The sequence below is a fragment of the Heliophilum fasciatum genome (assembly GCF_004341395.1).
Classification (GTDB): domain Bacteria; phylum Bacillota; class Desulfitobacteriia; order Heliobacteriales; family Heliobacteriaceae; genus Heliophilum; species Heliophilum fasciatum.
The window spans coordinates 35441-61247 of sequence record NZ_SLXT01000015.1 but is presented as its reverse complement, the minus strand read 5'-3'; the positions used below and the strand labels follow the sequence as shown (position 1 = coordinate 61247).

Here is a 25807-nt window from a genome sequence, read left to right as displayed (position 1 = left end):
TCTTATTTTCCACCATGGCTTAAAGCTAGGCCCAGTACGATCGGCTACTGATGCATCGGCCCATAATAACTCAAAAAATTATGCAGCAACTGCTTGCCTTCCACTGTTAGAATCGACTCCGGATGAAACTGCACGCCTTCAACGGCTAAGGTGCGATGGCGCAGTCCCATCACTTCTCCTTCGGCCGTCCGCGCCGAAACCTCCAGGCAATCAGGCAGTGTCGCCTCCGGTACGCACAGTGAGTGATAGCGTGTCGCCGTAAAAGGATTACTTAAGCCCGCATACATCGTTTGCCCGTCATGCTCGACCGGCGACACCTTGCCGTGCATCAAACGCGGTGCCCGGACCACCTGACCGCCAAAGACCTGGGCGATCGACTGGTGACCGAGGCACACACCGAGAATGGGGATCGTGCCGGCAAAAGCTTCGATTAATGGCATCGACATGCCCGCTTGCGCCGGTGCGCAAGGCCCCGGCGAAATGACCAGATAATCAGGTGCTATTTTTTCCACATCAGCGACAGTCACCGCATCATTACGCACTACATGCAGTGTCTGTCCTAACTCCCGGAAATACTGCACCAAGTTATAGGTAAAGGAGTCATAATTGTCGATCATCAAAATCACGCCCATACCTCCTCGGCCTGCCGCATCGCCTCAAACATCGCCCGCGCTTTATTCATCGTTTCCTCATATTCAGCTTCCGGCACCGAATCGGCCACGATCCCGGCGCCCACTTGAATCTCCGCCCGGCCCCGATGCATCACCACCGTGCGAATGGCAATACAAGTATCCATCGTGCCGTCATAACCGAGATAGCCGACGGCGCCGCCATAGGGGCCACGCCGGACCGGTTCCAGTTCCTCAATGATCTCCATCGCCCGGATTTTCGGCGCACCGCTTAAGGTACCGGCCGGCATCACACAGCGCAGCGCATCTAACGCATCCATCTCCGGCGCCAGTTTCCCGGTAACTTGGCTGACCAAGTGCATCACATGCGAGTAATTCTCCACTTCCATAAACCGTTCCACTTTCACCGTGCCGGCCTGCGCTACCCGGCCGATATCGTTACGTCCCAGATCAACGAGCATCAAATGTTCCGCCCGCTCTTTTTCATCAGCCAGCAGATCCGCTGCCAACCGGGCATCTTCTTCATCATTTTTGCCGCGCCGCCGTGTTCCGGCGATCGGGTGCGTTTCCACGTGATCCCCTGCTACCCGGACCAGCAGCTCCGGCGACGATCCGGCCAGCGTTACCTCAGGCAAACATAGGTAAAAAAGATAGGGCGACGGATTAAGCGAACGCAGTGCCCGGTACACATTCAGTGGATGAGCACGAAGGGGCATAGAAAACCGTTGCGACAAGACAACCTGAAAAATATCACCGGCAGCGATATAGTCTTGGCATTTTTCCACGGCCCGGCAAAAAGCATCCTGATCAAAGGTCGATGTCATCACCAGCGGTTCCTTGATCGCATTGGCGCTTTGCTCCATTGGCGGCGCGGCATCTCGCAAGCGCTCCAGCGTCGTCATCAAGTGGTCTTGTGCTCGGCCGTAGGCCTGCTCGTCACCGGCTTCCGCCAGGTGCACCAAGGTGCAGCGATGGCGTAGATGATCGATGATCAACGTATCCCGCGTGATCATCAGCGAGGCCTCCGGCAATTGCCGGTCATCAGCGGCCCGTTCCGGTAACCGCTCATAATGGCGCGTGAGATCATAGCCAAAATAGCCAACGCCACCGCCGTAAAAAGGCGGCAATCCCGCATCCGTAGGCAACGGCGCCACCTGCTGATCAGCGATCCAGCGTTTCACCTTGCTCAGAGGATCGCTACCTTCCTTCGCAGTTCCTTCCTTCGCTGCCCCTTCTGCCTCGGCGGTCGCCGGACAACGGAAAAAATCGAGGGGATCACTGCCAATGAAAGAATAGCGGCCAATGACGGTGCCCCGCTCCACACTTTCCAACAGGTAACCCAATCCATCGCCAACAAGCTTGCGGAACAAAGTGATCGGCGTTTCCAGATCAGCATGGAAGGAAATATCCACCGGAACAAACCGGTACTTTTGGCTTAGTTCTTGAAAAAGCGCCAATGACATCGCTTGCGCCACCAGAAAGCCACATCCTCTCTCTATAGGCAAATCAAGGTAAAAAAGTGCGCAAAAAAGACTGGTCTACCGAAGTAAACCAGTCTTCACCCGTACAAAAATACGCGTAAAAAACCCGCTTCTCTCCGCTCGACTCAACTCTTACTCAACTCAACTTCTCTACTCTACTCGTTGCTAATTTACCATAAGGTTGCACAAACTGTCAACCCATGAAAAACCATCCTTACAATTACGTGCGGGAACTCAAGTCCGGACGCAAGCTCGTCGCACCGCCCAGATAGACATGGACCATCTCATCTTGCGCTTTACCGGTATTCACATGAATCAACACACGAATGCACATCGGCAACGCACCAGGCACATCAATTTCACGAAAACACATCAAAGGCACTCCCAGCCAGCCAAGCTCCCGTGCTGTATAAGCTGGGAAATCAGCATTCAAATCAGGCGTCACCGAAAAAAAAACCGACGCAATATCTTCCGTCACCAGATCATTGGCATCGACCAGTTCCAGTAACAACTCGCGCGTCCCTTGCTGTATCGCTTTTTTACTGTTTTCCTCAATCGTAATCGCACCACGTAAACCCCGTAGATAAACCTGACTCATGCCGCCTACCTCCCTACAATGTTTCCCCCGACATTCATGCGCTTTTAACCATAGCCGCGCCAATCAACGCTGCTACGCTACAACGTTACTACTCTACTATTCTACTACACGATGGCCTATAATGCTGCCCGGTGCCCCATCCCGACAGCCACTTCATCTAAATGCAGCAACCCAATGCCAAAGAACACAGCTACACTGATATGATCTTGAAAACGGGCTACCCCTACCTTGCCACCAACATTCAATCCTACCGCCTTAGGCATGATCTGCATCATCGCCTCATGAGTCGCACCGGCTACCGCCCCTCTTCGGGATGGCTGTCACGGATCACACCTTCTCGCTTCGCTGCTACAACAGCCCGTTCGATGATCTTTTTTACGGCCGAAACAAATTCGCCGCCATAATCAACAGCAGCTGTGCGGATGCCTTCTTCGCCAAAGTGTCGCCGCAGTTGATGCTCCTCTTCGCGGCTTTCACTCATGGCTAAGCGCAGCGCCGCTGCCGCCACGCGCTTACTGGCCGGATTACTACTCATCGCCCTCGTCCCTCCTGCCAAGGTTGCTTTTATTCGAACTCCAGTACCTGCGCCGCTGCCGCTTGTCCTGCAGCGGCCCCCATGGACCAGGCAGCCTGGAGATTAAAGCCTCCGGTATAGCCGTCTACATCGACCACTTCACCGGCAAAGTATAACCCCGGCAGCTTTTTGCTGGCCATCGTCTTGGGATCGATTTCCTTGATCGCGATACCGCCGGCCGTCACAATCGCTTCGCTCATCGGCCGGTGCCCCGTCACCGTTACGGTCAATCCCGTCAACAGTTCCACCAACCGCAACCGTTCGGCTCGTGTGATCTGGTGCACATACTTGTCTTCATGGATACCGGAAAGAGCGATGATTACCGGGATCATGGAACGAGGCAGCAAATCCGTCAAGGCATTCTTAAACTGCCTACGCTGGTACTCGCCAAAATCCCGTTGGATACGAGAATCCAACTGTTCCATCGTCAAGGCCGGTTTCAAATTGATCCGTAGGCGCAAGGGCTGAAGCGCCCGATCCATGCCTTGACGTTCCCATTCGTCTGTTGCCGCTTTGCTCAAACTCAAAATGATCGGCCCGGTCACACCAAAATGAGCAAAAAGCATTTCTCCAAAGTCCTCGCCCAGTTTGCGGCCGTTGGGATCAAATAAAGTAACGCGCACATTTTTAAGGGCCAGTCCCTGCAATTCCTTGACCCAAGGCTCGGCCGTGACCAGCGGCACCAGCGACGGCCGTAATGCTGTGACCTGATGGCCCACTTCCTGGGCCAGACGAAAGCCATCACCGCTGCTGCCTGTACCCGGATAGGTATTGCCGCCGGTGGCAATGATCAGCGCCCTTCCTTCCCAGCGTTCGCCGCGATCCGAACGGACCTGCCAACAGGGTGCCTCATAAGTGATGCGCGAAACGCGGCACCCCGTACGTACCGTCACTTTAAGCCGCTTGAGTTCGCCGATCAGCCCGTCGACGACGTCCATGGCCCGATCACTTTGCGGAAAAACCCGTGCTCCTCGTTCCACCTTCAGCGGTACGCCTAATTCCTCTTCGAAAAAGTGCATTACCGCCGAAGCATCAAAGCGCCGCAACGCCGTATGCAAAAACCGGCCATTGCCCGGCAAGTTGCGAATGATCTCCTGCAGATCACCGGCGTTGGTCACATTGCACCGGCCTTTACCGGTAATCAACAGCTTTTTACCCAAGCGATCATTCCGCTCCAACAACAAGACCTTGGCTCCGGCCCGTGCCGCCATAATGGCCGCCATCAAACCGGCGGCACCGCCACCGACTACGATTACTTGTTCCATCTAAACGCGTCTCCTAATATTCAATCCCCCGCCGGCTCGGTACACCGATCTGGTAGGGATGCTTGATTTCCCGCATCTCCGTCACCAGATGAGCCGCATCTTGAATTTCTTGCGGTGCATTCCGTCCGGTGATGATCAATTCGACTTTTTCCGGTTTCGACCTAATCAAGTCCAGCGCTTCCTCTAAGGTGATTAATTCGAAATAAAGAGCATTCGATAATTCATCAAGAATCACCAAGTCAAATTCACCGCTGGCCATCACCTCGCGGGCACGTTGCATGGCAAACTGAGCACCGGCACGGTCCTGCTCGGTAGCTTCCCCTTTGCGAACAAAACAATGACCGCAGCCAGTGCACGTCATCTCGCCCTGGCGGATCATCGAATCAAACTGGCAATTGCGGCCATACTGGGCAATTTGGATCTCCGGGTACAGCCGTTGTACCGAAAAAAGCTCTCCATAATAAGTGCTGCCCTTCATAAACTGAATGATATAGACACGAAAGCCATGGCCAATCGCCCGAAGCGCCAAGCCCAGTGACGCTGTGGTTTTGCCTTTGCTATTCCCCGTGTAGACCTGTACCAGCCCCTGTGTCAGTTGTGGTCGCATTGGATTCACTCCTTATGATTCTTCCTGCCTTACTTCCGTACGCTTTGGTGCACCGGTCAGACCGGCCGCTTGTTGTAACTGTTTCACTTCCTGCGTACTTAACGCACGGTATTGCCCGGGCAGCAATGACCCCAGCCCGATCGGCCCAAAAGCCAATCGTCGCAAACTGATCACCGGATGACCAACGACACCGAGCATGCGGCGCACCTGCCGGTTACGGCCTTCATGGATGGTCAGTTCCAGTTCTGTCCGATTCTCTTCTTGCCGCATCCGCTGTACTTTCGCCGGCGCGGTGACGCCGTCTTCCAAAAACACGCCTCGAGCCAGATCTTGAAGGGTTCCCTCGGACACCACGCCGCGCACCAGTGCTCGATAACGTTTTTGGACACCATAACGGGGATGGGTCAACCGATAAGCCAGATCACCGTCATTGGTTAACAACAGCACACCTGTTGTATCTTGATCCAAGCGCCCTACCGGATAAATCCGTTCCCGTACAGGCACCAGTTCAATCACCGTCGGCCGTCCTTGCGGATCGCGCACTGTCGTAACCACGCCGATCGGTTTATGCAGCACATAATAAACAAAGTGCTCCCGGCTCTCCAACACTCGCCCATCGACCTCAATAAGATCCACTTCCGGCGACACACGACGGCCCAGTTCCGTCACCACTTGACCATTGACGCGAACACGGCCGTCTAAGATCATTCCTTCTGCCTCACGCCGTGAGGCCACACCATAGGAAGCCAGTACTTTTTGCAAACGAATTCCTTGCGTTCTCGTTCCCTCCCGCTCCGTAGCTTATCACTATTCACTATACCATGATTAAGGGCAACCGCCAAATACCAACACAAAACAGACCTGATCGGCAAAAACTTGCCATTCAGGTCTGTTGTATCCCCCCATAACCGCTTAGCGATTCCTTACGCAGTCGTCCGCTTCTTAGGCGCCACCGGTGGTTTTTTACTTAGACGAAAGGATTCTCCTTCTGTCTTGCTTTTCGGCACTTCATCGTGATGGCGAACTTCGTCTAATTCATAAGCATACTCTCCGGACATGTCATCAATACGTACCAGCAGAAAATCAATACCATGATCATCCCAGACCACATCGACTACCGTACCGTGCCGTTCATTGTAGGTAATCACGCGATCGCCCGGATGAAAAATTTGTGTAACAATCAGCGCCATAGCAAGCCTCCTTTCTCACTTGTCTCTCGTGGTTTGTGGTTCATAGCTTACCAGTTACCCCTCATCATCGTTATTCGAGGTGCTGTGTTCGTTATCCAGTATCAGGTATACTTCTCTGTTCATGCAGTTGCAGACAGGTAAAAGACAAACTTTGCAATCAACCTGGATAAAATTTCTTTTTTCTGAATTAACAAACAATTCATTACCTTACCTGTATTCTACCACAAAACCCTTGTTCTTAAAAGTACTTTGTTTCTGAATCTTCGCTATCTTAACAAAATTCATCAAAAAATGAAACAAGCTGCCCCTACCGGTGGGACAGCTTGCCTTACGCCGCTCCGAACCATAAGTTACAAAAATAAACCGATGCCAAAAAACTCGTCACATCAGCCAGCAGTCCCGTAAACAAACTATAACGATAGCGTTGCACACCTACGGCGCCAAAATAGATGGTCAAGACAAAAAAAGTCGTATCCGTCGTGCCCTGCATCGTCGAAGCTAGTCGGCCGATCATCGAGTCCGGTCCAAAGGTGTTAATCAGTTCCGTCGCAACTCCCAGTGCGCCGCTGCCGGATAAAGGCCGCATGATCGCCAGCGGCAAAATCTCCGACGGGATCCCCATCAGGTTCGTTACCGGTCTAATGGCGCCCATGACCAAATCCATCGCACCGCTCTCACGAAATATCCCCAAGGCAACCAGCATGGCCACCAGATAGGGGATCAATTGAATAGCGATCGTAAAACCTTCCTTCGCACCGGACACAAACGCTTCATACACTTTGATGCGCCGCCAGGCCCCCGCCAATAAAATCACCAAAAACAACAGCGGTACCATCCAGCGCGAAAGGGGATCCAAGATTCCTACTAGCATACCCTGCCACCTCGCCGCCGAAAATATCTACGTAACAACCAATCGGCCGTTACCGCCACCGACATACCTACCGTCGTCGCGGCGATCGTCGGCCCGACGATTTCTGTCGGTGCCGTTGAGCCGGCGGCCAAGCGAACCGCAATGATGGTCGCCGGTACCAGCGTGATACAAGAGGTGTTCAGTGCTAAAAACGTACACATGGCTTCCGAGGCTTCACTGCGGTTGCCATTGAGCGCTTGCATTTCCTTCATCGCCTTCATGCCAAAAGGTGTGGCTGCACTGCCTAGCCCCAGCACATTGGCGCTTAAGTTCAAGATGATTTGTCCCAATGCCGGGTGCCCCGGTGGAATCGATGGAAACAAGCGAACCATCAAGGGCCGTGTTATGCGAGCTAACAGATGAATCAATCCCGCTTCCTGGGCAATGCGCATCATGCCCAGCCAGAGGGCCATGGCGCCGATCAAACCTAGAGCGACTTCCACCGCCAGTTCGGCCCCTTTCAGCGCCCCCTGGGTGATCGTTCCCACATCGCCGCGCACCATCGCCACACCCATACCGCTAAGCAGAAAAAAAAGCCAGATCACATTCATCTTGGTAACCCCTTCCTGCTCCCCTGATTCCCCCATACCGGATGATCACTGCTATTGCCAATCTTATGAAGCGCTCGGACAGGCCAGAACCAAGAAAAATCAACCCTATGTAATATATTGGGAGGATATATTGCCATGGATCGAGAATAGAAAAAGACATAGCCAAGAAAGGAGTCAATAGGGAGCGATGACGGAAACCACGGAACAAACGGAACAACGGCCTCCTGCGCCGAAACCAAAGCCATCCTGGTTGTTTAAGCTTGTCTATGCTCTTCTCATCACCCTGTCAATGCTGGTCATTGCCGGCAGCGCCTCCGTTTTTTATCTCCTGCGCGATTTGCCGAAGTTTGATGCCACGACTCTTGGTTCCCTTGCAGCTACATCCCAAGTGTATGACCGTAACGGCGCCGTAGTCACAACGCTGCATGGCCATCAAAATCGCTTGCCCATCCCCCTCGAGCAAGTACCCGAGACCATGAAAAACGCGATCCTGGCTGCCGAAGACTTGCGTTTTTATGATCATCAAGGCATCGATGTCCGCGCCATCTTTCGTGCCCTGGTCACCAACCTTCAAGATGGACGGTACTCACAAGGAGCCAGCACCATTACGCAGCAACTGATCAAAAATGCTTTTCTTACCAATGAAAAAACCTTACGCCGTAAAGCCCATGAAGCAATGCTCTCGATTCGGGTAGAAAGCATGTTCACCAAAGATCAAATCCTGGAAATGTATCTGAACCGCATTTACTTTGGTAACGGTGCTTACGGCATCCAAGCAGCATCCCAGCTCTACTTCGGTAAAGATGCCAAAGACTTGAATGCCGCTGAATCGGCCTTGCTCGCGGCCATCCCTCGCCGTCCCAGCTATTACACACCGAATAACAACCCCGAGAACGCCCGGGAGCGGCGTAACACGATTTTAAGCGTCATGGCCAAAAACAACATGATCAGCGAATTTCAGTATGAAAAAGCCAAGCGAGAGCCATTACCAGAGCAGTTGCACACGTCGGCCGCCGACAAAACCTACGCAGCCTACATCGACTATGTCATTGATGAACTGGTCCATCGCCACAACTTCCCGGAGGATCAAGTCTATCAAGGCGGCTTGAAAATCTACACCGCCATGGATCCCCTGATCCAGCAAACCACAGAACAAACCTTAGCTGACACCAACCACTTCCCCCCCGGTCCGGAAGATCAATTGATTCAAGCGGCTGTGGCCGTCGTTGATCATCGTTCCGGCGAGATTCGCGGGCTTGGCGGTGGCCGCAGCTATGAGGGCAACCGCAGCTTTAACCGGGCCAGCCAATTGCGCCGCCAACCCGGTTCCGTCATTAAGCCGATTCTCGTGTATGCCCCGGCGATGGAACAAGGCTTTTCTCCCGATGACACGATCACGGACATGCCGATGGACTACAGCGGCTATGCACCAGTCAACTATGACGGACAGTTTCGCGGCCCCGTTACCCTACGGCAAGCCGTTGCCTATTCCATCAACTTACCGGCCGTTTATCTTTACAAGCTCATCGGCCCAGCCAACGGTGTGAAATTTGCCAACAGTGTCGGCCTTAACCTGAATCCCAATGAGGTTTATCTTTCTCTTGCCCTCGGCGGTTTAAGTAACGGCGTATCACCGCTGCAGATGGCCGGCGCTTACGCCGCCATCGCCAACCGCGGCAATTACATTGAACCTCGTGCCGTTACCAAAGTGGTCGATGCAGCCGGCAAGACCTACTCCTTTGATTCCACACCGCAGCAAGTGCTTTCACCGGCAGCAGCCTATCGCATGACCGAGATGCTGACGGCCACCGTAGAATGGGGTACCGGTTCACGAGCACGGCTGGGACGCCCGGTTGCCGGTAAGACCGGCACGACCGAACTCCCTCCGGTAGCGGAATTCCAAAATGTCACTAAAAAAGGCAACAAAGATGCTTGGTTTGTAGGCTACACACCGGAACTGACCTGTGCCGTTTGGATGGGGTACGATCGCACCGATGCCCGCCACTATCTCAACCAGATCTACGGCGGTTCCTATCCGGCAGAGATTTTTCAAGCCATTCTCTCCACAGCATTGAAAGACGCCCCGGTACAATCCTTTGACCCGCCCGAGAATTACACCTCTCCCCGTCCTTCCCGTTTTCTCGGGCCGGGAAGTTGGTCGCCAAAACCAAAATCAACACCATCATCACCGCCGGCAACAACCTTGCCCATGCCGGCACCAGGGTCCCAGCCCGCCACACCGCTACCACCTTCCTCCCCCCCAGGGGAAACACCTTCGGTGACCATATTAGCGCCTACTCCGGTTGTCCCTGTGGAAACCCCACCGACTACCCCATCGACTCCAACACCTCCGGCAACATCTGCTGCACCGTCTTCATCTTCTTCGCCGTCCCCCTCTTCAACACCGGCATCGCCTGAACCGTTAACCCCATAAGTCAGTTCCATTCGCTCGTAAAAGAAAGACGCCGTCCATCGCCCCCCCTAGGGAGCATCGCTGGACGGCGTCTTCTCATTTTTCGCTTTCCCCTCAGCTATTCAAGGAAAAACCTAATTTGCTCATGACCTCCACTAATTTCGCTACATCGATCGGCTTGGCTGCATAAGCCTGACAACCATCCGCAAAAGCCTTTTGGACATAAGACTCATCAGATAGTGCCGTCGTCATAATGATTTTGGCGCGATCTTCCGTTGCCACTTTATGTTGCGTTTCCAGATCACGAATCGCCTTCAAGACTTTGAGACCGTCGGCTTTGGGCATCATAATGTCCAAGCAAATCAAGTCATAGGGTTCTTTTTCTCGCATGGCCATCATATAGGCGTCGACCGCTTCCAAACCATCGAAGACAGTATCCACTTCACCATACTGAGAAAAAATTTTGGCCAAAAACTTCCTGCTGACAAAATCATCTTCGGCAATTAAAATTTTCAGCATGTTTTCACCTCCCCACAATACAAACCATTTTGATACGCTTCAAATTCACATTCCAGCATCGTCACTTGTTCCAAAGCCTTCGGCAGATCGCCGCGCCGGGCCATCAGCTGAATCTTAAAAGCAAGGCCTTTAAGCACTTCCGCGTCGATAAGGTTGGCCAATTCTTTGATTTGATGGGCCGCTTCTTCAACGGCGAGTACATCATCACTGGCAATGATGTCCCGTAATTCCCGGATCCACCGGACCATTTCCCTGATCACCGGGACCAGTTCCTCCCGGCTTCGGCATCCCTGGGACTCGCCAAAAGTAATCTCACCGTTCGCATCAATTCTGGCGCTTGCATTCAAAGAAAGTTCCGGCTTATCTTTGCTATCGGTAACCCATTCCAAAAGGTGCGTCAATCTTTCTAGATCGACAGGCTTGGCAATATATTCATCCATTCCGCTGGCCAGAAAGCGCTCACGATCGCTTTGTATGGCATGGGCCGTCAACGCAATGATCGGCGTGTGCCGATTTTTTCCTTCCATCTCCCGAATGCACTGGGTTGCCTCTACACCATTCATCTCCGGCATTTGGATATCCATTAAAATCACATCATAGGCGTGGGTTGCGGCCATTTTCACACCTTCCAGGCCATTGAACGCCAAATCCACTTTATGGCCTATTGCCGTAAGCACTTGCGAAATCACCATTTGGTTTACCCGGTTATCCTCAACCAGCAGTAGATACAAGGGCTTGCTGGTTTTTTTCGCTATGCTCAGCGGTGATGTCTTCGCGGCAGGCCGGTTGCCGATCGTATAGGGCAACAAGAAGGAAAAGGTACTACCCTTGCCAAGCTCGCTTTGCACGCGCATCGAACCGCCCATGATCTCCACAAGCTGCTTGGAAATGACCAACCCTAACCCAGTACCGCCAAATTTGCGTGTAATCGAACCATCGACTTGGCTAAAATTCTTAAAGAGCTTTTCTTGATCTTTTTGCGTAATACCAATCCCCGTGTCGGTGATGGAAAATTGGATTTCCACCTCTTCGTCATCTCGCTTAGTTACCTCGCCAACAACCGTGATCGTTCCTTGCTCCGTAAATTTGATCGCATTGTTGATCAGGTTGTTGAGTACCTGCTGCAATCGTATCGGATCGCCCTTGAGAAAGCGCGGAATATGCGGCGACAAGTGACTGGCAATGGCCAGATTTTTTTTGCGAGTTGTGCCCAAGTGTGCTTTGATGATTTCTTCAAATAACTTTTCAATATCGAAGTCGATCTTTTCGACGGTTAACTTACCGGCCTCCATTTTAGAAAAATCCAAAATGTCATTGATCACCGTAAGCAGTGAGATCGCACACCCTTTGGCTACATTCAGATTTTCCCGCTGTTCCGCCGATAAATCCGTCATAAGCGTCAGATCGACCATGCCAACAATACCATTTAACGGTGTTCGAATCTCATGGCTCATATTCGCCAAAAATTCACTTTTTACTTTATTAGCCGCTTCCGCTTCTTCCTTAAGTACTTGTAATTTATTGCGTTCTGCCCATAATTCTTTTTCCATTTTTTTGATACGTGTAATGTCACGAAAAACAACAATAAATCCAGCGAAAACGCCGTCTGTATCTTTGATCGACGAGCAACTTGCCGATACGTAATATTTGGATCCATTTTTGGCGACCAGCGTTGCATCTTTTTGAAGACCTACCGCTTCCCCTGTTTGCAAGGATTCAGCCAGCGGACCGATCATCGGTTCCCCGGTCTGGTAGTGGATGATTTGGAATACATCATCAAAATGCCGGCCCAAAGCAGTGTTATCAGACCAACCGGTGATCTGCTCAGCCGATGCGTTCATGTACTCAACGATGCCTTGCACATCGGTGATGATCACGCCGTCACCAATGCAACGTAACGCTGCAGCCATGCGCTCCTTCGCATGGTCTTGATCTTCGTAGTTCAAAATCTCTTTCATCGCCGACACCTGTCTTTCTAGATCGACAACGGTTGGGTCGTTACTTGGACTTTGCCTGTTGCTACTTCCATCAATAACGTTCGGCTACATGTTCCACCGACCTCGGCGTGGTGAATCATCAGGTTCAACTCGGCCAAGGTACTTCTTGCCGCCTCGACATTTCTCATACCAATACGAAATTGATCATCCTGACGAATAGAATCAGCCCCACCATACATATGGATTTTCAATTCATCCTTGCTGCAACCATAAATGTTGTATAACCGTTCAAACAACAAAGGAATGCCGGTGGTGGCGAAATAGGCCAAGCCTAATTTGTGCAGGTTTTTTTCGCCGGGCATGGGCAGCGCTACATGAATCATGCCGGCGACTTTTTTTTTCGAACTATAGACCGTAATGGCTACACAAGAAGCCAAGGCATAGGTTCGAATCGTATCGTTAACTTGGTTGGATATGCCGAATTCACCGATACCGATAACCTTTTCCATCGAATCCACCTACTTTAGAAGCGCCAATAACATTTCGGGAAGGTTGGACAACGCACCTTGCTTCTCCACAGCACCGATATCAAAGGCTACTTTAGGCATCCCATACACTACCGCTGAGCGTTCATCTTGCCCCAGCGTTCGTGCGCCTTTCCTGCGCATCGTTAGTAATCCTCGGGCACCATCATAGCCCATGCCGGTCAAAATCATGCCAATGGCCTGATTGCCGGCTTCCTTGGCTACCGATTCAAAAAGAACATCCACCGATGGGCAATGACCATTGATCTTATCTCCTGGAAAAACTTCTACTTTATAACGATCTGCCACTCTCCGAATGCGCATGTGCTGATCTCCGGGAGCGATGAGCACCTTTCCGGACTCGACAATATCACCGGATTGTGCTTCTTTAACGGTAAACGCGGTCTGGTTATTCAGTCGATCAGCGAACATCCTGGAAAAAGCCGGTGGTATATGTTGAACAATCACCATCCCCGGCATATTGTTACTGGGCAACGATTTGAGCAGATGAGCGATCGCTTCCGTTCCACCGGTGGACGCGCCAATCGCGATAATCTTTTTGCTACGATCAACGGTACCACTGAGCACTTCTGTACTTACCAGACGCAATGGCTCCGGTGCCACCTTGGCTTGGGCGGCCACCTTAATCTTGCTGATCAAGTCCCGCATAAACTCCTTCACACTTTGAGGAGAGTTCACATTCGGCTTCGTGACAAAGTCAACAGCCCCGGCATTCATGGCATCAAAAACGGCTTCACTCACGGAACTGACCACAATGGTGGGCAAATGATACTGTGGTAAAAGCCGCCGGATAAATTCTACACCATTCATTTTGGGCATTTCGACATCACAAGTCATTACATCCGGCTCAAAAGCGAGGATTTTATCTCGTGCATCAAAGGGATCGATCGCTCTGGCTACAACTTCAATAGCTGGATCAGAAGAGATCCCCATCGATAAGACTTCACGAAACAGCAGACTATCGTCAACGACAAGCACTCGAATTTTCCTGTTTTCACCCATACGATTCCCTCACTTGCGCGGCGACGATTGCTACTTGTAACGCCAATTGTCTTGCGTTCATTATTTGACTGTAACAATTGTCACTTTTTCTTAGGTAACAACCATCGCTACTCTTTGCGGTAAACCGACGGCATTATATATTTAAACTGAGTTGTTTCTCGATTTACGGATTCTGATAGTCCAACAAACAAGTATCCGCCATGTTCCAACGAGTTATAGAATTTTCGAATTAATGCTTCTTTGGTTGGCGTGTCGAAATAAATCATCACATTGCGACAGAAGATGACATGGAAATTCTTGCGAAAAGGGAAGGTATCCATAAGATTGAATTTCCGGTAAATCACTTCGCGCTTGATCGCTTCGATAACGGCGGAATTTTCTTGATTAATCTTCGTGAAGTACTTGATTTTCCATGATAATGGCAACGGTGCGATACGGTCATTGCTGTAAATTCCTTGCCGGGCGATCGTCAGTACTTTATCGGATATGTCCGTCGCTAAGATTTTGGCGTCCCAGTTTGGTTTGTCTTTATCTAGAAACTCATCAATCAGCATCGCTAAGGTGTAGGACTCTTCACCGGAAGAACAGGCAGCACTCCAAATGCGCAAATCTTTGCTTTTCACAGTACTGGACAAAAAGGGCAACACTTTATCGCGAAAGAAATAAAAGTGTTCGGCTTCACGCATAAAAAAAGTGTGGTTCGTCGTAATTTTATTAAGCAATGTCTCGACAGCTTCACCGGTCTTGTCTGCCAAAATATACTCATAATATTCCCCAAGACTGTTAAGTTTTTTGCTTTCTAAGATCTGATGGAGCCGGCCATGGACAAGGGTTTTTTTCTCGTCTTTGAGGTGAATTCCATAATTATTTTTTATGTACTCCGTAAGTTGCCGAAACCCTTTTCCGGTAATGTCGGGCATTTTGTCACCTACCTTTGAGTAGGGAGAGAGCTAACGGCCCTCTCCCTACGAATCGACAGCGAAGGTGGTCACAACGCGTCAGTATTTACCGAACTCGCGATCACTCAAGATGATTTTTTTCGAATTGGTTGTCCGCTCCTGACCATCATTGGCCGGGCGCTGATTGCCCATTTGTTCAAGCACCCGGAGCACATCGGGATTCAGATCTTCCATGCGGCGGTAAGAGCCGTTACCGGTTGTTCTCCGTAAGCGAAAACGAGCAACTTGTTGGCTAAGCATTTCTGCTTGGCTGGCCAATTCTTCGCTGGCAGCGGCGCTTTCTTCGGAGGTTGCCGAGTTCGCTTGCACCACTTGCGATACTTGCATGATCCCTTGATTGATCTGGGCAATGCCGGAAGCCTGTTCATTGGAAGCTACGGCGATGTTGCTGACCAGTTCGGCTACGTGGGCAACACCTTCCACGATTTGATTGAGTGCCTCAGCCGTATGGTTGGCGATTTTGGTCCCTTCTTCAACCTTTTTGATCGAGCCTTCGATCATGGCTGTTGTTTCTTTCGCGGCATTGGCCGAACGAGCAGCTAAGTTGCGAACTTCTTCGGCAACGACAGCAAAACCTTTGCCGTGCTGTCCGGCGCGGGCCGCTTCGACGGCCGCATTCAGCGCCAATATGTTCGTTTGGAAGGCAATTTCATCGATGACTTTGATGATCTTGGAAATATTGCTGGAGGAATCGTTGATGTCATCCATGGCCTGGAGCATATGTTTCATCTGTTCATTGCCTTGCGCCGCATTGTCTTTGGCTTTTTCGGCCAGGCTGTTGGCTTCGCTGGCACTGTCGGCATTCATCCGGGTTTGCGACGAGATTTCTTCCAGCGAAGCGGTCAATTCTTCGATCGAACTGGCTTGCTCTGTTGTTCCTTGGGACAGGGACATGCTGGAGTCCGATACTTGCTTGGCGCCTGCCGATACCTGCTCGGAAGCGGTGCTGATATTAGACATGACTTCATTTAAGTTATTGGTCATTTGCCGGAAGGCGACGGCCAAGATACCAATCTCATCTTTGGTATCGACGGTTACATCCACATCGAGATTGCCATCAGCGATTTTTTCCGCCACACCAACCATTTCTTTAATGGGATTGCTGATCATGCGGGAAAGCACGAAGCCAAGAGCGATAGCGATGATGACGGCAATGACTACGATAATGATCATCGTCGTTATGGTTGAACTTGACTCTTCGGAGTACACGACCACTTGCGCTTTACCGCCGTTATCTTTGAGCTCAAATAAGGTGTTAATGCCATTGTTTACTTCGTCAGCCAGATGTTTTCCTTCACCCAAAACTGCTAATGCTTGTTCTTCTTGACCGGCTAACGCTAAATCAATAACTTTCTGTTGCAACGGCGCATAATTTTCAACAGCGGCCTTTAATTTGGCAAATTCTTTTTTCGCTTCGTCTGTTTGCAACGATTTTTCGAATCTTGCCAAGCTTTCTTCTTTTTTCTTATCTAAGTCTTTAATGGTATTTACATAGATTTGTCGATCTTGCCCTTTATGCAATAATAAATCCCGTAAATTCACCCGTATCCGTTGATAATCGAGCGACGCATCAGCGATGTCGGTCAGGGCAATCCCGTAGTTTGTATATAAATCGCTGTAGTTCTTATCGATCTTATTGATATTTAAGACCCCAATGATGCCGACCACCCCGGCAATCATGGCCACAATGATAAAACTGACGATCAATTTCACACCGATTTTCAGGTTTTTAAACCATTTCATTTTCACTACCCCCATTCATTATCGATGGTTAATTTCTTCGGCTTCCTGTTCATTGAGCAGCTTATCGCAATCCAAGATCAGCTTAACCTCTTGCCCGACTTTGCCGACCCCTTTGATGTATTCGCGGTTTCCTTTGCTCATTTCCGGAGGAGTCACAATTTCTGTATCCGGTATGGACAAGACTTCCGTTACCCGATCGACGATCAACCCGATGGATGTGTCTTTCACATCAATCACGACAATGCATGTCCGATCATTGTATTCTTGAAAAGCTTTGTGAAAGCGCAACCGTACATCCATGACAGGAATAATTTTGCCGCGCAGGTTGATAATTCCCTTGATGTATTCAGGCATTTCCGGGACTTCGGTGATCGGCTGCACACCGATAATTTCGGTGACAAACTTAATCTCGACTCCGTAGGATTCATTGCCTAAGGTAAACGTCAGATATTTATCTTTTTGCGTATCTTCGATGATTTCGTCCATATCGGCAACAAGTAAATCGCTCATGGTCAGGTCTCCTTTCTTGAGGCGTTCCGGTGAGTTACGTACGCCTATGTAGCAGTCCCGCGATGTCCAGAATCAAACTGATGCTACCGTCACCAAGCAACGTACAGCCGGCTAACCCTCCAATCTTTTTGGTTTTCTTGATGTAGTTGGGGAGTGCTTTTACAACAACTTGCTGCTGCCCTAAGAGCTCATCGGCAAAAATACAAACGTATTTTTCATCTTGGCTAACCATAATTAAAATACCTTGGGTAATGTCCGTTTCGGCATTTTCCACATGATAGTGTTCATGTAAGCGTAAGATAGGATAGCACTGGCCCCGCACCATGATCATTTCGTTACCATTGGGGTCGGTGATCAGTTCCCCAACGCTCGGTCGAAAAGATTCCATGATCGCCGTTGTCGGAATGGTGTAACGGGCTGTGCCCACCCGTACATTCATGCCGTCGATGATCGCCAGGGTCAGCGGAATCTTTAAGGTTATCGTGGTGCCGCTCCCTTCGGCACTCATCACCGATACGGAGCCACCGACGGTCTCGATATTTTTAGTCACTACGTCCATACCGACACCGCGTCCGGAAAATTCCGTGACTTGATCTTTCGTCGATAAACCGGGAAGCAGGATCAAGTTGTAAATATCTCTATCGGTCATTTCCGCTTCAGGCCGGGTCAGTTGATTGTTTTTCCTTGCTTTTTCCAGAATCTTCGCTTTGTTTAGTCCTTTGCCGTCATCTTTGATGGTCACCAGCACATCACTGCCGGCATTTTGCGCTTCCAAGAACACGGTGCCTTTAGCTGGCTTGCCTTTGTCAATCCGTTCTACAGCACTTTCAATCCCATGATCAACAGCATTGCGCACAAGATGCATCAAGGGGTCCGATATGTGCTCAATGATATTTTTATCGACTTCGGTCTGTTCACCGTTGATCTTCAGTTCCACTTCCTTATTCAATTTCTTGGACATATCGCGAACAATGCGGTGCATTTTTTGAAACGTATTGGCAAGAGGGACCATGCGAATCGACATGACGATATCTTGTATTTCCGTCGTAATTTTATGAAGTTGTCGCGCTGCTTTGTGAAAGTTAACGAGTGTTAATCCGTCAAGGTCGGGGTTCTGCGATACCATGGCCTCAGCAATGACCATCTCACCGACTAAGTCCATCAGTTTATCCAGTTTCTGCACATTGACGCTGATAATGCTTTGTCCAACCGCTTCTTTTTCGCCCTTTTTATCCGGAAGGGCTGGGACGATCACGGGGCTTTCAGCGACCAGTACCGTTTGTGGTGTTTCAACCGGGAAAACATCACCATTGTCGGGAAGCTCAATTAATTGCAAGTCTTTCAGGAAGATCGTTTGCATGAAATGCTCATGGATTTCCGCATAGGTCTTGCTAACCCGCGTATAAATCGTAAATCCTTGTTCACGAATCACTTGGATACTTTGTTCATCATTGATAATATCTGCCGGCAGATGAATGATATCATGGGTCAATTCTTTCAGATGGTGAATCATCGTATAGGCCCGGATATTTTCCATTTCACAGCCTTCATCAAAAAAGACTGTTGCTTTAAATACTTTCTGTTGTCCGGCCAGCGATGCTTGATCGGGCGGTATGTAGAACTGTTGGCTTGGCGTACTTACCGTTTCTGTTTTGCTTACTGTTTCTGTTTTGCTGTTACCGGACACCGTAGCGTTTATCATACTAGGAGCCGTTGGCACTGAATTTTCATTGATCTGTTTTAACTGTGCCAGAAAATCATTGATCTTATCGAGAAGAGAGTCCACTTCGCCATCGGGTCGATCACCGGCCTTGATCTTTTCAATCTCGACTTTAATAAAATCGACACCTTCGAAAACGAGATCGGAAAGACTCGAACAGTCCACATGCTCCGGTTTTTGTTCACGTAAGTAAAAAAACAGATCTTCCAGCTTGTGAGCAACCGAAGAGATGTTCGTAAAAAACATCATGGAAGAGGATCCTTTAATGGTGTGCATAATTCGGAAAATTTCATTGATTGCTTCGGAGGTATAACAACTTGATTTCTCATTCTCCATGATCACTACTTCAAGCTGCTCAATCAGTTGTGACGCTTCAAAAATGTATACTTCGAGCATCGTATCGGTATACTCTTGATTAGACATCCGCATCGCCCCCCTTAGCGTTTTTTCTTTTAACACGATAAAAATCTATTTTCAGGAGCTAAAAAATCATTTACTGTTAGATCTATTTTTTTTTATGATGAACAGATCCCTCCTATGTGATAACTATAATTATCTTTTTTCTATTTGTCAATAAATTATTAAACTATTAGGAGAATCCATCTAAACACTATAATAATAGAGTTAAAAATATCATTATAATTATCTTTTTAAACATAGCCATACTGTCCATAAAGGCCGTAACTTCCTTTTGAAGTCAGGAAGTTACGGCCTTTATTCCACGATCAATACGTTGGCGCTGCCGGTTCTTCGTGATGCTCACAGTGATGGACAGTCACCGTTGGCTCATCATCGCGCAAGACCAAATCACGCAAGCGATCCATCATCTGCGGAGCCAAGTCCACCAGGCGATCCACAACAGCGCTGCCATCTACCGGCAACATGCGCACCTGTCCTTGGTTGACAACCAAAAAGCCGACCGGTTGCACCGAAACGCCGGCACCGCTACCGCCGCCAAAGCCCAGACCGATTTCGGCGGTTGTCTGGTTCTCCGGCTCGAATTCCGTTCCCCCGACGCCGAACCCGCAGGCCACGCGGGAAACGGGAATAATCAAACTCCCGTCGGGTGCGTGGACCGCGTCCCCCACGACGGTATTCACGTCGACCATCTCTTTGATACTCTCCATTGCGGTACGCATCAGACCTTCGATTGGATGATTCATTCGCAACGTCACTCCCTTTTCGTTCCATGCCTCGACGATGAGACACATGCCATAATCCAGCATGGATAATATAGCCGATGCGGAAGGTTGCTATACAATCCACTTCCATCTGCCAGCGCAGGCCCGCAAAATCCGGTTTGATCTGAAAATTTACATCCCCTTGATGAGCATCACAGCGCGAGCGTGCCACCCGCCAGAGATTGAGTACAACGGTCCAGGCCGCACCGATCGCCAGTGCTGTCTCCATCGCATCACGACCGCCGATGTGTATCTTCCAGTGTAACCGCTGTACCCGGATCGCTTGGCGATGGGCGCCCAGATACCCCCAAAAACTACGCAGCCACGGTGTAACCAGCCGATACATTCGCCGCCCACTCATGCGCATCCTTCCACTTTCTTGATCAGGCCGCCATGAGCGGATACGCATCATCACTTTGCTCCACGGCAAGGCACTTTCTTCCCCGGGACGGGCACCCCAGATCGAGATGATCCGTCCGGCAATCGATCCGGTCAGCCGCCCGCCTTCCTGTGAATTGTAGGTCAGATGAAACCGAATCGGTATCCATAAAAAAAAAGCTACTGCTGCCAGAAGCAAACCTCCGGCAGTCAGCAGCCACATCCCCACTTCTTTCACGGTTCCCGCCACCCTCTCGCTTCAGAAGGATAGTATTCCCGGAAAACCGTCACTTTAACCTTTATCGCAGTCGTTTCCTTCCAGAAACATCAGTAGCGCCTGTGCTACATCCGCTCACGCACTATCGATACAGCCGATGCTTGCAGCTTGGCTGCTTCCGCGACGAGTTGCGTCATCTTGTCCCGTATCCCCGCTACATAGGCAGCATCATCGATGGCGGGTAAATTGATCTCGACGCTTAGCAGCGCTGCTTTTAGTGCTGCTTCACCAAGGTAAGCGCCTACACCGACATCGGAGATAGCCAGTTTGCTGCCGATGGGTGCCAGAGCCTCAGCGATACGTAAGCCTTCCAGACAAGCAGCGGCAATCGCCAGCGGTACTTCCGTTGCGTTCACTGCTGCTGCCTTCATGGCCGCTTGCCGATGACAACGCTCCGCATCGGTGCATTTGGGCATACGAATGGCTGCCATATAACCGGCAAAGGCATGCATATCTTCCTGCACCAGCCGTTCCAAATCAGCACTGACGGCCAGCGCCTGTGCTCGCAATGCTTCGATTTGGGCTTCTACATCTTTGTACTTATCCTTGCCGATCGTTAAATTCGCGACCATGGAGACCATCGATGTCGCAAACATCCCGGCAAGCGCCGCCACCGATCCACCGCCCGGCGTTGGTTCCGCCGAAGATGCCACCGCCAGCACATCACGTAAGGACAAATCAAAAAGAGTACTCATCCAACAGCCTCCCTACCGTTTCCTTCGCATTCGATTCGCTCAATGAATTGGGTTCGTGCTTACAACCCATGCTGCATTTTCAGGCCGCGCAACACATTGTGAAATAACAACACCGTTGTGCAGGAACCAACACCACCGGGCACCGGTGAAAGCATGCCAGCCGCTTCCGCTACATCTGGCGCAACGTCACCGGTAATACCGCCTTCCGGCGTTTCGTTAATCCCTGCGTCGATTACGATGGCTCCCGGTGCCACCATGTCCTTGGTGATCAAGCCCGCTTTGCCGGCAGCAGCAATGACAATCTCACCACGGCGCACTTCGGCGGCCATATCACGCGTCCGCGTATGACAGACCGTCACTGTGGCGTTGCGCTTCAATAAGAGGAAAAACAACGGTTTGCCTACCGTTTCTCCCCGGCCAACTAACACAACGCGCTTACCGTTCAGATCCACACCGGCATGATCGAGCAAAGCAATGCAGCTCAGCGGCGTCGCTGCCACCAGGGCCGGTGCATCGCTAAGCAGCGCACCGCGATTGGCCGGATGCATTCCATCGACATCTTTCAGGGGATCAACGGCCGCCATCACCCGCTGTTTATCCATACCTTTCGGCAGCGGTAATTCCACTAAGATGCCGTGAACCGTCTTATCCTGATTAAGCTGAGCTACCAGGGCCAGCACATCCGCTTCCGCAGTTGTTCCCGGTAAGTGATGCAATTCATAAGCGATCCCTACTTTGGCTGCCGCCTTCTCCTTACTCCGTGCATACACCACCGATGCCGGATCATCACCGACCAAAACAACAGCCAATTTCGGCACAATTCCCTGCGCCGTTACCTCAGCGACTTCACGGATCAACGCCTCCCGCAACGAAGCTGCTACCTGCTTACCATCAATCAAAACTGCGCCCATCGTTCATACCGCCTTTTTCTGTGATTACGCCTGCTTTACTTGTTTCATTAAAAAAGCATCGACGGCTTGATAAAAAGCCGCATGCTCCACCAGGTAGGGCCAGTGATTACCTGGCACCATGGCTACCGTCAAATTTTTCAAGAACTGGTGGTACGGCTTCATTTGCCAAGTCATGCGATTCACGCCTTGCTCCGGACGCACAAAAAGCGTCGGCATCGTCAGGGGCACCGTCAGTCCCGGCACTTTCATCACATCTTCGAAGATCTGATTGCGCGCTGCCACCACGAACTTACTGCCCCAGCGACCATCCGGTTTTTGCTCCATGCCCTGGCGAAAGACCTGCTCTTGCAAAGGGCTCCAGCCTTGATACTGCCGAAGCGTGCGGGCTAATGCTTCCGCTTCCTCATACGTAGCAAACGGCCCCATCCCTTTCATGCTGTCCAGCACACGATAAAGAATGGGAAAGATCACCTTCATCACGGCCGGCATTTTTACAATAAAGATCGGGTCGACCAAGATCATGCTGGCAAAGCGCCCTGGATGCATCCGCGCCCAGATCGGTGCCAGCTTGCCTGCCCAGGAATGACCAAGAATGTGCGCTTTCGCCCAACCCAGATGATCCAGCAAAGCTTCCAAGTCGCCAATGACTTCCGGAAAGGTATAGCCACGGTCCAGCTTGCTGCTCTCACCATGCCCATGCATGTCCGGCGCAATCACATGAAAACGATCGGCCCATCGCTCAGCCAAATCCGACCAGACCAGCGCGTGATCGCCTAACCCATGTAACAGCAAAAGGGGCGGACGTTCAACCCCATCGGACGGCCGCCACTCCAGATAAGATAACTTCATATGTGGTAACGTCAATGTCTGGCGAACTGGCACCATGACCGATCACTCCTTCTCATCCCCTACCGGTTGCTCCGCAAATAAAGGTATCTCTTCTTGCACAAAAACTTCATCAAGTTTCGGTAATTCTTCAGTCTGGCGCAAGCCAAAATGGCGCAAAAACTCTTCCGTCGTACCGTATAAGATCGGCCGACCCAGCGTTTCCTTGCGCCCGACCTCACAGATCAAGTTCTTGCCCAACAAATTCGCCAGGGAGTGATCGGCTTTCACACCGCGAATCTGCTCAATTTCCAAGCGCGTCACCGGCTGGCGATAGGCAATGATCGCCAGCGTTTCCAAGGCAGCATGGGACAAGCCCGCCTTGGGATGCTGCAATAACTGCTCAATATAGGGCGCGTACTCCGGGCAGGTTACCAGGCGATACCCGCCGGCCACTTCTTCCAGCCGCCACCCGCGCTTTTGTCCGGCATATTCCTCAGCCATCCCTGCCAGCAACTCAGCCAGTTCACCGGCTTCGATCCCGGTGATCTTAGCCAGCGTCTCCAGCGGCAGCGGCTCCCCCGACACAAACAAAAGCGCTTCCACGGCGCCTTTCATCTCCTGGGCAAACATAACCTCACTCCCTGAGCAATACGTAAATCGCTCCCAGTGTTTCCCGCTGCAAAAGACGGATGCGGCGCAAACGCACCAACTCCAAGAGCGCTAAAAAAGTGACGATCAACTCATCACGATAGTGATTGCCCGTGAAAAAACGTTCCAACGGAGCCGGTTCAGCCGGTGTTTGTTGCAGATTCGCCAAGACCTCATTCATGCGCTGCTGCACCGACACTTCTTCCCGCGGCACATCAGCGACCATCTCGTCACGGCGCTGGCGGCGCAGTGCTTTTTGCAGCGCCGCCAGCAGATCGCCCATCATCACGCCTTCCAAGGGGTTAACTTCCCGAAATAAATGGGCCAGCGATGCTGGATCGACGACGCGCGGATAGACTTGCGCCGCGATGCCTTCCTGCGCCTTGAGCACCTCGGCGACGGCCTTGAACTTGCGGTATTCCAGCAAACGCTCCACCAACTCTGCCCGCGGATCGACCGGTTCCGGTTCACCGCCGCTATCACCTTCCATGGTTGGCGCCGGCAAAAGCATCCTCGCTTTGATCGACAACAGTTGCGCCGCCATCACCACAAACGAACTGGCTACTTCCAGATCCAGTTCGTCCATCTGGCGCAAGTAGGCCAGATACTCCTCGGCGATCTGCGCAATCGGAATATCGTAAATATCCACTTCATGCTTTTCAATCAAGTGGTAGAGCAGATCAAAAGGTCCTTCAAAAACCGGCAAATTGACCTGGTATGCCATCCCCTAATCCAAGACACCACGTACACCCATGGCTTCACGGGTCAAATTCATCGTCACGGCTGCCTTTTGCCGTGCCTGGCGCGAACCTTCCGCTAAGATTTCATCGATGCGCCCGGGATGAGCCAAAAGTGCTTCCCGGCGCTCCCGGATCGGCCCAAGCATGTTTTCCAACTTGGCTGCCAACGCTTGTTTGCAAGCGACGCAACCGATCGTGGCGTTGCGGCAACCTTCTTCAATCTCGGCCACTTCTTCCGCCGTACTGTAGATCTTGTGATAGGTGTGGACGATGCAAACCTCGGGATTTCCCGGATCGGTTTTGCGTACCCGCGCCGGATCGGTGACCATAAGGCGCACTTTTTCCTTCAATTCCGCTGCCGATGCCGACAGGGCAATGTCATTGCCGTAGGACTTGCTCATCTTCAGACCGTCGATGCCCGGCAGCAAGGGCACTTCTGACAAGATCGCCTGTGGTTCCGGGAAAAGCTCCACTTGGTAGAGGAAGTTAAAGCGCCGTGCCACTTCCCGGGAGATCTCAATATGCGGCAGTTGATCTTGACCTACCGGCACATGATCCGCCAGGTACAGCAAAATGTCGGCCGTCATCAACATGGGATAGCCCAAGAAGCCGTACATATTGATCTCTTTGCCCTTGAGGCCAAATTGCTGCAACTGATCCTTATAGGTCGGACAGCGTTCCAACCAGCTGACCGGCGTCATCATCGAAAACAGCAAGTGCAGTTCCGCATGCTCTTTGACTTGCGATTGGACGCTGATCGGGCTGATTTCCGGGTCCAGGCCGGCGGAAAGCCAATCCAGGGCAATCTCACGGATATTCGTCTGCATGGCCTGTACATCTTCAAAGGATGTGGTTAAGGCATGCCAATCGACAATGGAAAAAACACAGTCGTAATCCTGCTGCAAGCGAATCCAGTTTTGCAGCACACTTAAATGACCGATATGCAGTCGCCCTGTTGGCCGCATGCCGCTGAAAATCTTACCCTTTGGCACCATT

At 51.1% G+C, this 25807-nt stretch carries 25 protein-coding genes and 2 pseudogenes; 1 reads left to right on the top strand and 26 read right to left on the bottom strand.

What is annotated here, in order from left to right; genetic code table 11:
* Positions 1-44: 44 nt before the first annotated feature.
* The 10 genes and pseudogenes from EDD73_RS09135 to EDD73_RS09090 form a co-directional block, all read right to left on the bottom strand.
* Positions 45-626: an anthranilate synthase component II gene (locus EDD73_RS09135; RefSeq protein ID WP_131919480.1), complete on the bottom strand. Its 582-nt coding sequence runs from the start codon at positions 624-626 to the stop codon at positions 45-47.
* Positions 623-2104, bottom strand: coding sequence for an anthranilate synthase component I (gene trpE, locus EDD73_RS09130; protein WP_456319110.1), 1482 nt, complete (start codon positions 2102-2104; stop codon positions 623-625). Before trpE ends, EDD73_RS09135 begins: the two co-directional genes overlap by 4 nt.
* 226 nt (positions 2105-2330) lie before the next feature.
* Positions 2331-2708 (bottom strand): chorismate mutase, encoded by a 378-nt coding sequence (gene aroH / locus EDD73_RS09125; protein ID WP_131919479.1) that lies wholly within the window; start codon positions 2706-2708, stop codon positions 2331-2333.
* A gap of 116 nt (positions 2709-2824) precedes the next feature.
* A pseudogene (locus EDD73_RS09120) lies at positions 2825-3243 on the bottom strand (HutP family protein).
* 29 nt (positions 3244-3272) lie between these two features.
* A complete protein-coding gene (locus EDD73_RS09115; RefSeq protein WP_131919478.1) occupies positions 3273-4547 on the bottom strand; it encodes a BaiN/RdsA family NAD(P)/FAD-dependent oxidoreductase in 1275 nt (424 codons plus the stop codon).
* 13 nt (positions 4548-4560) lie between these two features.
* A complete protein-coding gene (gene cobO, locus EDD73_RS09110) occupies positions 4561-5154 on the bottom strand; it encodes a cob(I)yrinic acid a,c-diamide adenosyltransferase (RefSeq protein ID WP_131919477.1) in 594 nt (197 codons plus the stop codon).
* 12 nt (positions 5155-5166) lie between these two features.
* A complete protein-coding gene (locus EDD73_RS09105; protein ID WP_243116859.1) occupies positions 5167-5916 on the bottom strand; it encodes a pseudouridine synthase in 750 nt (249 codons plus the stop codon).
* A gap of 161 nt (positions 5917-6077) precedes the next feature.
* Positions 6078-6344 (bottom strand): hypothetical protein, encoded by a 267-nt coding sequence (locus tag EDD73_RS09100; RefSeq protein WP_131919476.1) that lies wholly within the window; start codon positions 6342-6344, stop codon positions 6078-6080.
* Positions 6345-6672: 328 nt separating this feature from the next.
* The gene (locus EDD73_RS09095) at positions 6673-7215 is read right to left on the bottom strand and encodes a spore maturation protein (RefSeq protein WP_131919475.1); all 543 of its coding nucleotides are present in this window, start codon (positions 7213-7215) and stop codon (positions 6673-6675) included.
* Positions 7209-7805, bottom strand: a complete 597-nt coding sequence (locus EDD73_RS09090; RefSeq protein ID WP_165876427.1) for a nucleoside recognition domain-containing protein — start codon at positions 7803-7805, stop codon at positions 7209-7211. The genes EDD73_RS09095 and EDD73_RS09090 overlap by 7 nt, the downstream gene beginning before the upstream one ends.
* A 187-nt stretch (positions 7806-7992) precedes the next feature.
* Here EDD73_RS09090 and EDD73_RS09085 point away from each other — a divergent pair, with 187 nt between their 5' ends.
* Positions 7993-10239: a transglycosylase domain-containing protein gene (locus EDD73_RS09085; protein WP_131919473.1), complete on the top strand. Its 2247-nt coding sequence runs from the start codon at positions 7993-7995 to the stop codon at positions 10237-10239.
* Between the two features lie 93 nt (positions 10240-10332).
* Here EDD73_RS09085 and EDD73_RS09080 read toward each other — a convergent pair whose 3' ends face one another.
* The 16 genes and pseudogenes from EDD73_RS09080 to trpS form a co-directional block, all read right to left on the bottom strand.
* Positions 10333-10737, bottom strand: coding sequence for a response regulator (locus EDD73_RS09080; protein WP_131919472.1), 405 nt, complete (start codon positions 10735-10737; stop codon positions 10333-10335).
* Positions 10731-12695, bottom strand: a complete 1965-nt coding sequence (locus EDD73_RS09075) for a hybrid sensor histidine kinase/response regulator (RefSeq protein WP_131919471.1) — start codon at positions 12693-12695, stop codon at positions 10731-10733. The genes EDD73_RS09080 and EDD73_RS09075 overlap by 7 nt, the downstream gene beginning before the upstream one ends.
* A gap of 17 nt (positions 12696-12712) precedes the next feature.
* Positions 12713-13183: a chemotaxis protein CheD gene (locus EDD73_RS09070; protein WP_131919470.1), complete on the bottom strand. Its 471-nt coding sequence runs from the start codon at positions 13181-13183 to the stop codon at positions 12713-12715.
* A 9-nt stretch (positions 13184-13192) separates the two neighbouring features.
* Positions 13193-14221 (bottom strand): protein-glutamate methylesterase/protein-glutamine glutaminase, encoded by a 1029-nt coding sequence (locus tag EDD73_RS09065; RefSeq protein ID WP_131919469.1) that lies wholly within the window; start codon positions 14219-14221, stop codon positions 13193-13195.
* 107 nt (positions 14222-14328) lie between these two features.
* Complete coding sequence (locus tag EDD73_RS09060) at positions 14329-15141, bottom strand: CheR family methyltransferase (protein ID WP_131919468.1); 813 nt, start codon at positions 15139-15141, stop codon at positions 14329-14331.
* Positions 15142-15219: 78 nt separating this feature from the next.
* Positions 15220-16923: a methyl-accepting chemotaxis protein gene (locus tag EDD73_RS09055; RefSeq protein ID WP_131919467.1), complete on the bottom strand. Its 1704-nt coding sequence runs from the start codon at positions 16921-16923 to the stop codon at positions 15220-15222.
* A gap of 18 nt (positions 16924-16941) precedes the next feature.
* Positions 16942-17433, bottom strand: coding sequence for a chemotaxis protein CheW (locus EDD73_RS09050; protein ID WP_131919466.1), 492 nt, complete (start codon positions 17431-17433; stop codon positions 16942-16944).
* Positions 17434-17467: 34 nt separating this feature from the next.
* A complete protein-coding gene (locus EDD73_RS09045) occupies positions 17468-19576 on the bottom strand; it encodes a chemotaxis protein CheA (protein ID WP_131919465.1) in 2109 nt (702 codons plus the stop codon).
* A gap of 302 nt (positions 19577-19878) precedes the next feature.
* Entirely contained in the window at positions 19879-20316 is a 438-nt protein-coding gene (gene ytfJ / locus EDD73_RS09040) for a GerW family sporulation protein (RefSeq protein WP_131919464.1), read from the bottom strand.
* A 139-nt stretch (positions 20317-20455) separates the two neighbouring features.
* Positions 20456-20680, bottom strand: a pseudogene (locus EDD73_RS15460) (DUF2953 domain-containing protein); the annotation flags it as partial.
* A 374-nt stretch (positions 20681-21054) separates the two neighbouring features.
* Positions 21055-21684, bottom strand: coding sequence for a cyclodeaminase/cyclohydrolase family protein (locus tag EDD73_RS09030; RefSeq protein WP_131919462.1), 630 nt, complete (start codon positions 21682-21684; stop codon positions 21055-21057).
* A gap of 59 nt (positions 21685-21743) precedes the next feature.
* Positions 21744-22595 (bottom strand): bifunctional 5,10-methylenetetrahydrofolate dehydrogenase/5,10-methenyltetrahydrofolate cyclohydrolase, encoded by an 852-nt coding sequence (locus EDD73_RS09025; RefSeq protein ID WP_131919461.1) that lies wholly within the window; start codon positions 22593-22595, stop codon positions 21744-21746.
* A gap of 24 nt (positions 22596-22619) precedes the next feature.
* The gene (locus EDD73_RS09020; RefSeq protein WP_131919460.1) at positions 22620-23480 is read right to left on the bottom strand and encodes an alpha/beta fold hydrolase; all 861 of its coding nucleotides are present in this window, start codon (positions 23478-23480) and stop codon (positions 22620-22622) included.
* 6 nt (positions 23481-23486) lie between these two features.
* Positions 23487-24053 carry an SMC-Scp complex subunit ScpB gene (scpB, locus tag EDD73_RS09015; RefSeq protein ID WP_131919459.1) on the bottom strand — a complete coding sequence of 189 codons (567 nt, stop codon included), beginning with the start codon at positions 24051-24053 and terminating at the stop codon, positions 23487-23489.
* 4 nt (positions 24054-24057) lie between these two features.
* Positions 24058-24795 carry a segregation and condensation protein A gene (locus EDD73_RS09010; protein WP_131919458.1) on the bottom strand — a complete coding sequence of 246 codons (738 nt, stop codon included), beginning with the start codon at positions 24793-24795 and terminating at the stop codon, positions 24058-24060.
* A 3-nt stretch (positions 24796-24798) separates the two neighbouring features.
* On the bottom strand, positions 24799-25806 hold the full coding sequence (gene trpS / locus EDD73_RS09005) for a tryptophan--tRNA ligase (protein WP_131919494.1): 1008 nt from the start codon (positions 25804-25806) through the stop codon (positions 24799-24801).
* Between the last annotated feature and the right edge of the window lies 1 nt (position 25807).

Excerpts from the sequence above, each read along its gene's own strand:
- aroH (WP_131919479.1), bottom strand. The coding sequence starts at position 2,708 with ATGAGTCAGGTTTATCTACGGGGTTTACGTGGTGCGATTACGATTGAG.
- EDD73_RS09115 (WP_131919478.1), bottom strand. The coding sequence starts at position 4,547 with ATGGAACAAGTAATCGTAGTCGGTGGCGGTGCCGCCGGTTTGATGGCG.
- cobO (WP_131919477.1), bottom strand. The coding sequence starts at position 5,154 with ATGCGACCACAACTGACACAGGGGCTGGTACAGGTCTACACGGGGAAT.
- EDD73_RS09100 (WP_131919476.1), bottom strand. The coding sequence starts at position 6,344 with ATGGCGCTGATTGTTACACAAATTTTTCATCCGGGCGATCGCGTGATT.
- EDD73_RS09095 (WP_131919475.1), bottom strand. The coding sequence starts at position 7,215 with ATGCTAGTAGGAATCTTGGATCCCCTTTCGCGCTGGATGGTACCGCTG.
- EDD73_RS09090 (WP_165876427.1), bottom strand. The coding sequence starts at position 7,805 with ATGAATGTGATCTGGCTTTTTTTTCTGCTTAGCGGTATGGGTGTGGCG.
- EDD73_RS09085 (WP_131919473.1), top strand. The coding sequence starts at position 7,993 with ATGACGGAAACCACGGAACAAACGGAACAACGGCCTCCTGCGCCGAAA.
- EDD73_RS09080 (WP_131919472.1), bottom strand. The coding sequence starts at position 10,737 with ATGCTGAAAATTTTAATTGCCGAAGATGATTTTGTCAGCAGGAAGTTT.
- EDD73_RS09075 (WP_131919471.1), bottom strand. The coding sequence starts at position 12,695 with ATGAAAGAGATTTTGAACTACGAAGATCAAGACCATGCGAAGGAGCGC.
- EDD73_RS09070 (WP_131919470.1), bottom strand. The coding sequence starts at position 13,183 with ATGGAAAAGGTTATCGGTATCGGTGAATTCGGCATATCCAACCAAGTT.
- EDD73_RS09065 (WP_131919469.1), bottom strand. The coding sequence starts at position 14,221 with ATGGGTGAAAACAGGAAAATTCGAGTGCTTGTCGTTGACGATAGTCTG.
- EDD73_RS09060 (WP_131919468.1), bottom strand. The coding sequence starts at position 15,141 with ATGCCCGACATTACCGGAAAAGGGTTTCGGCAACTTACGGAGTACATA.
- EDD73_RS09055 (WP_131919467.1), bottom strand. The coding sequence starts at position 16,923 with ATGAAATGGTTTAAAAACCTGAAAATCGGTGTGAAATTGATCGTCAGT.
- EDD73_RS09050 (WP_131919466.1), bottom strand. The coding sequence starts at position 17,433 with ATGAGCGATTTACTTGTTGCCGATATGGACGAAATCATCGAAGATACG.
- EDD73_RS09045 (WP_131919465.1), bottom strand. The coding sequence starts at position 19,576 with ATGTCTAATCAAGAGTATACCGATACGATGCTCGAAGTATACATTTTT.
- ytfJ (WP_131919464.1), bottom strand. The coding sequence starts at position 20,316 with ATGAATCATCCAATCGAAGGTCTGATGCGTACCGCAATGGAGAGTATC.
- EDD73_RS09030 (WP_131919462.1), bottom strand. The coding sequence starts at position 21,684 with ATGAGTACTCTTTTTGATTTGTCCTTACGTGATGTGCTGGCGGTGGCA.
- EDD73_RS09025 (WP_131919461.1), bottom strand. The coding sequence starts at position 22,595 with ATGGGCGCAGTTTTGATTGATGGTAAGCAGGTAGCAGCTTCGTTGCGG.
- EDD73_RS09020 (WP_131919460.1), bottom strand. The coding sequence starts at position 23,480 with ATGGTGCCAGTTCGCCAGACATTGACGTTACCACATATGAAGTTATCT.
- scpB (WP_131919459.1), bottom strand. The coding sequence starts at position 24,053 with ATGTTTGCCCAGGAGATGAAAGGCGCCGTGGAAGCGCTTTTGTTTGTG.
- EDD73_RS09010 (WP_131919458.1), bottom strand. The coding sequence starts at position 24,795 with ATGGCATACCAGGTCAATTTGCCGGTTTTTGAAGGACCTTTTGATCTG.
- trpS (WP_131919494.1), bottom strand. The coding sequence starts at position 25,806 with ATGGTGCCAAAGGGTAAGATTTTCAGCGGCATGCGGCCAACAGGGCGA.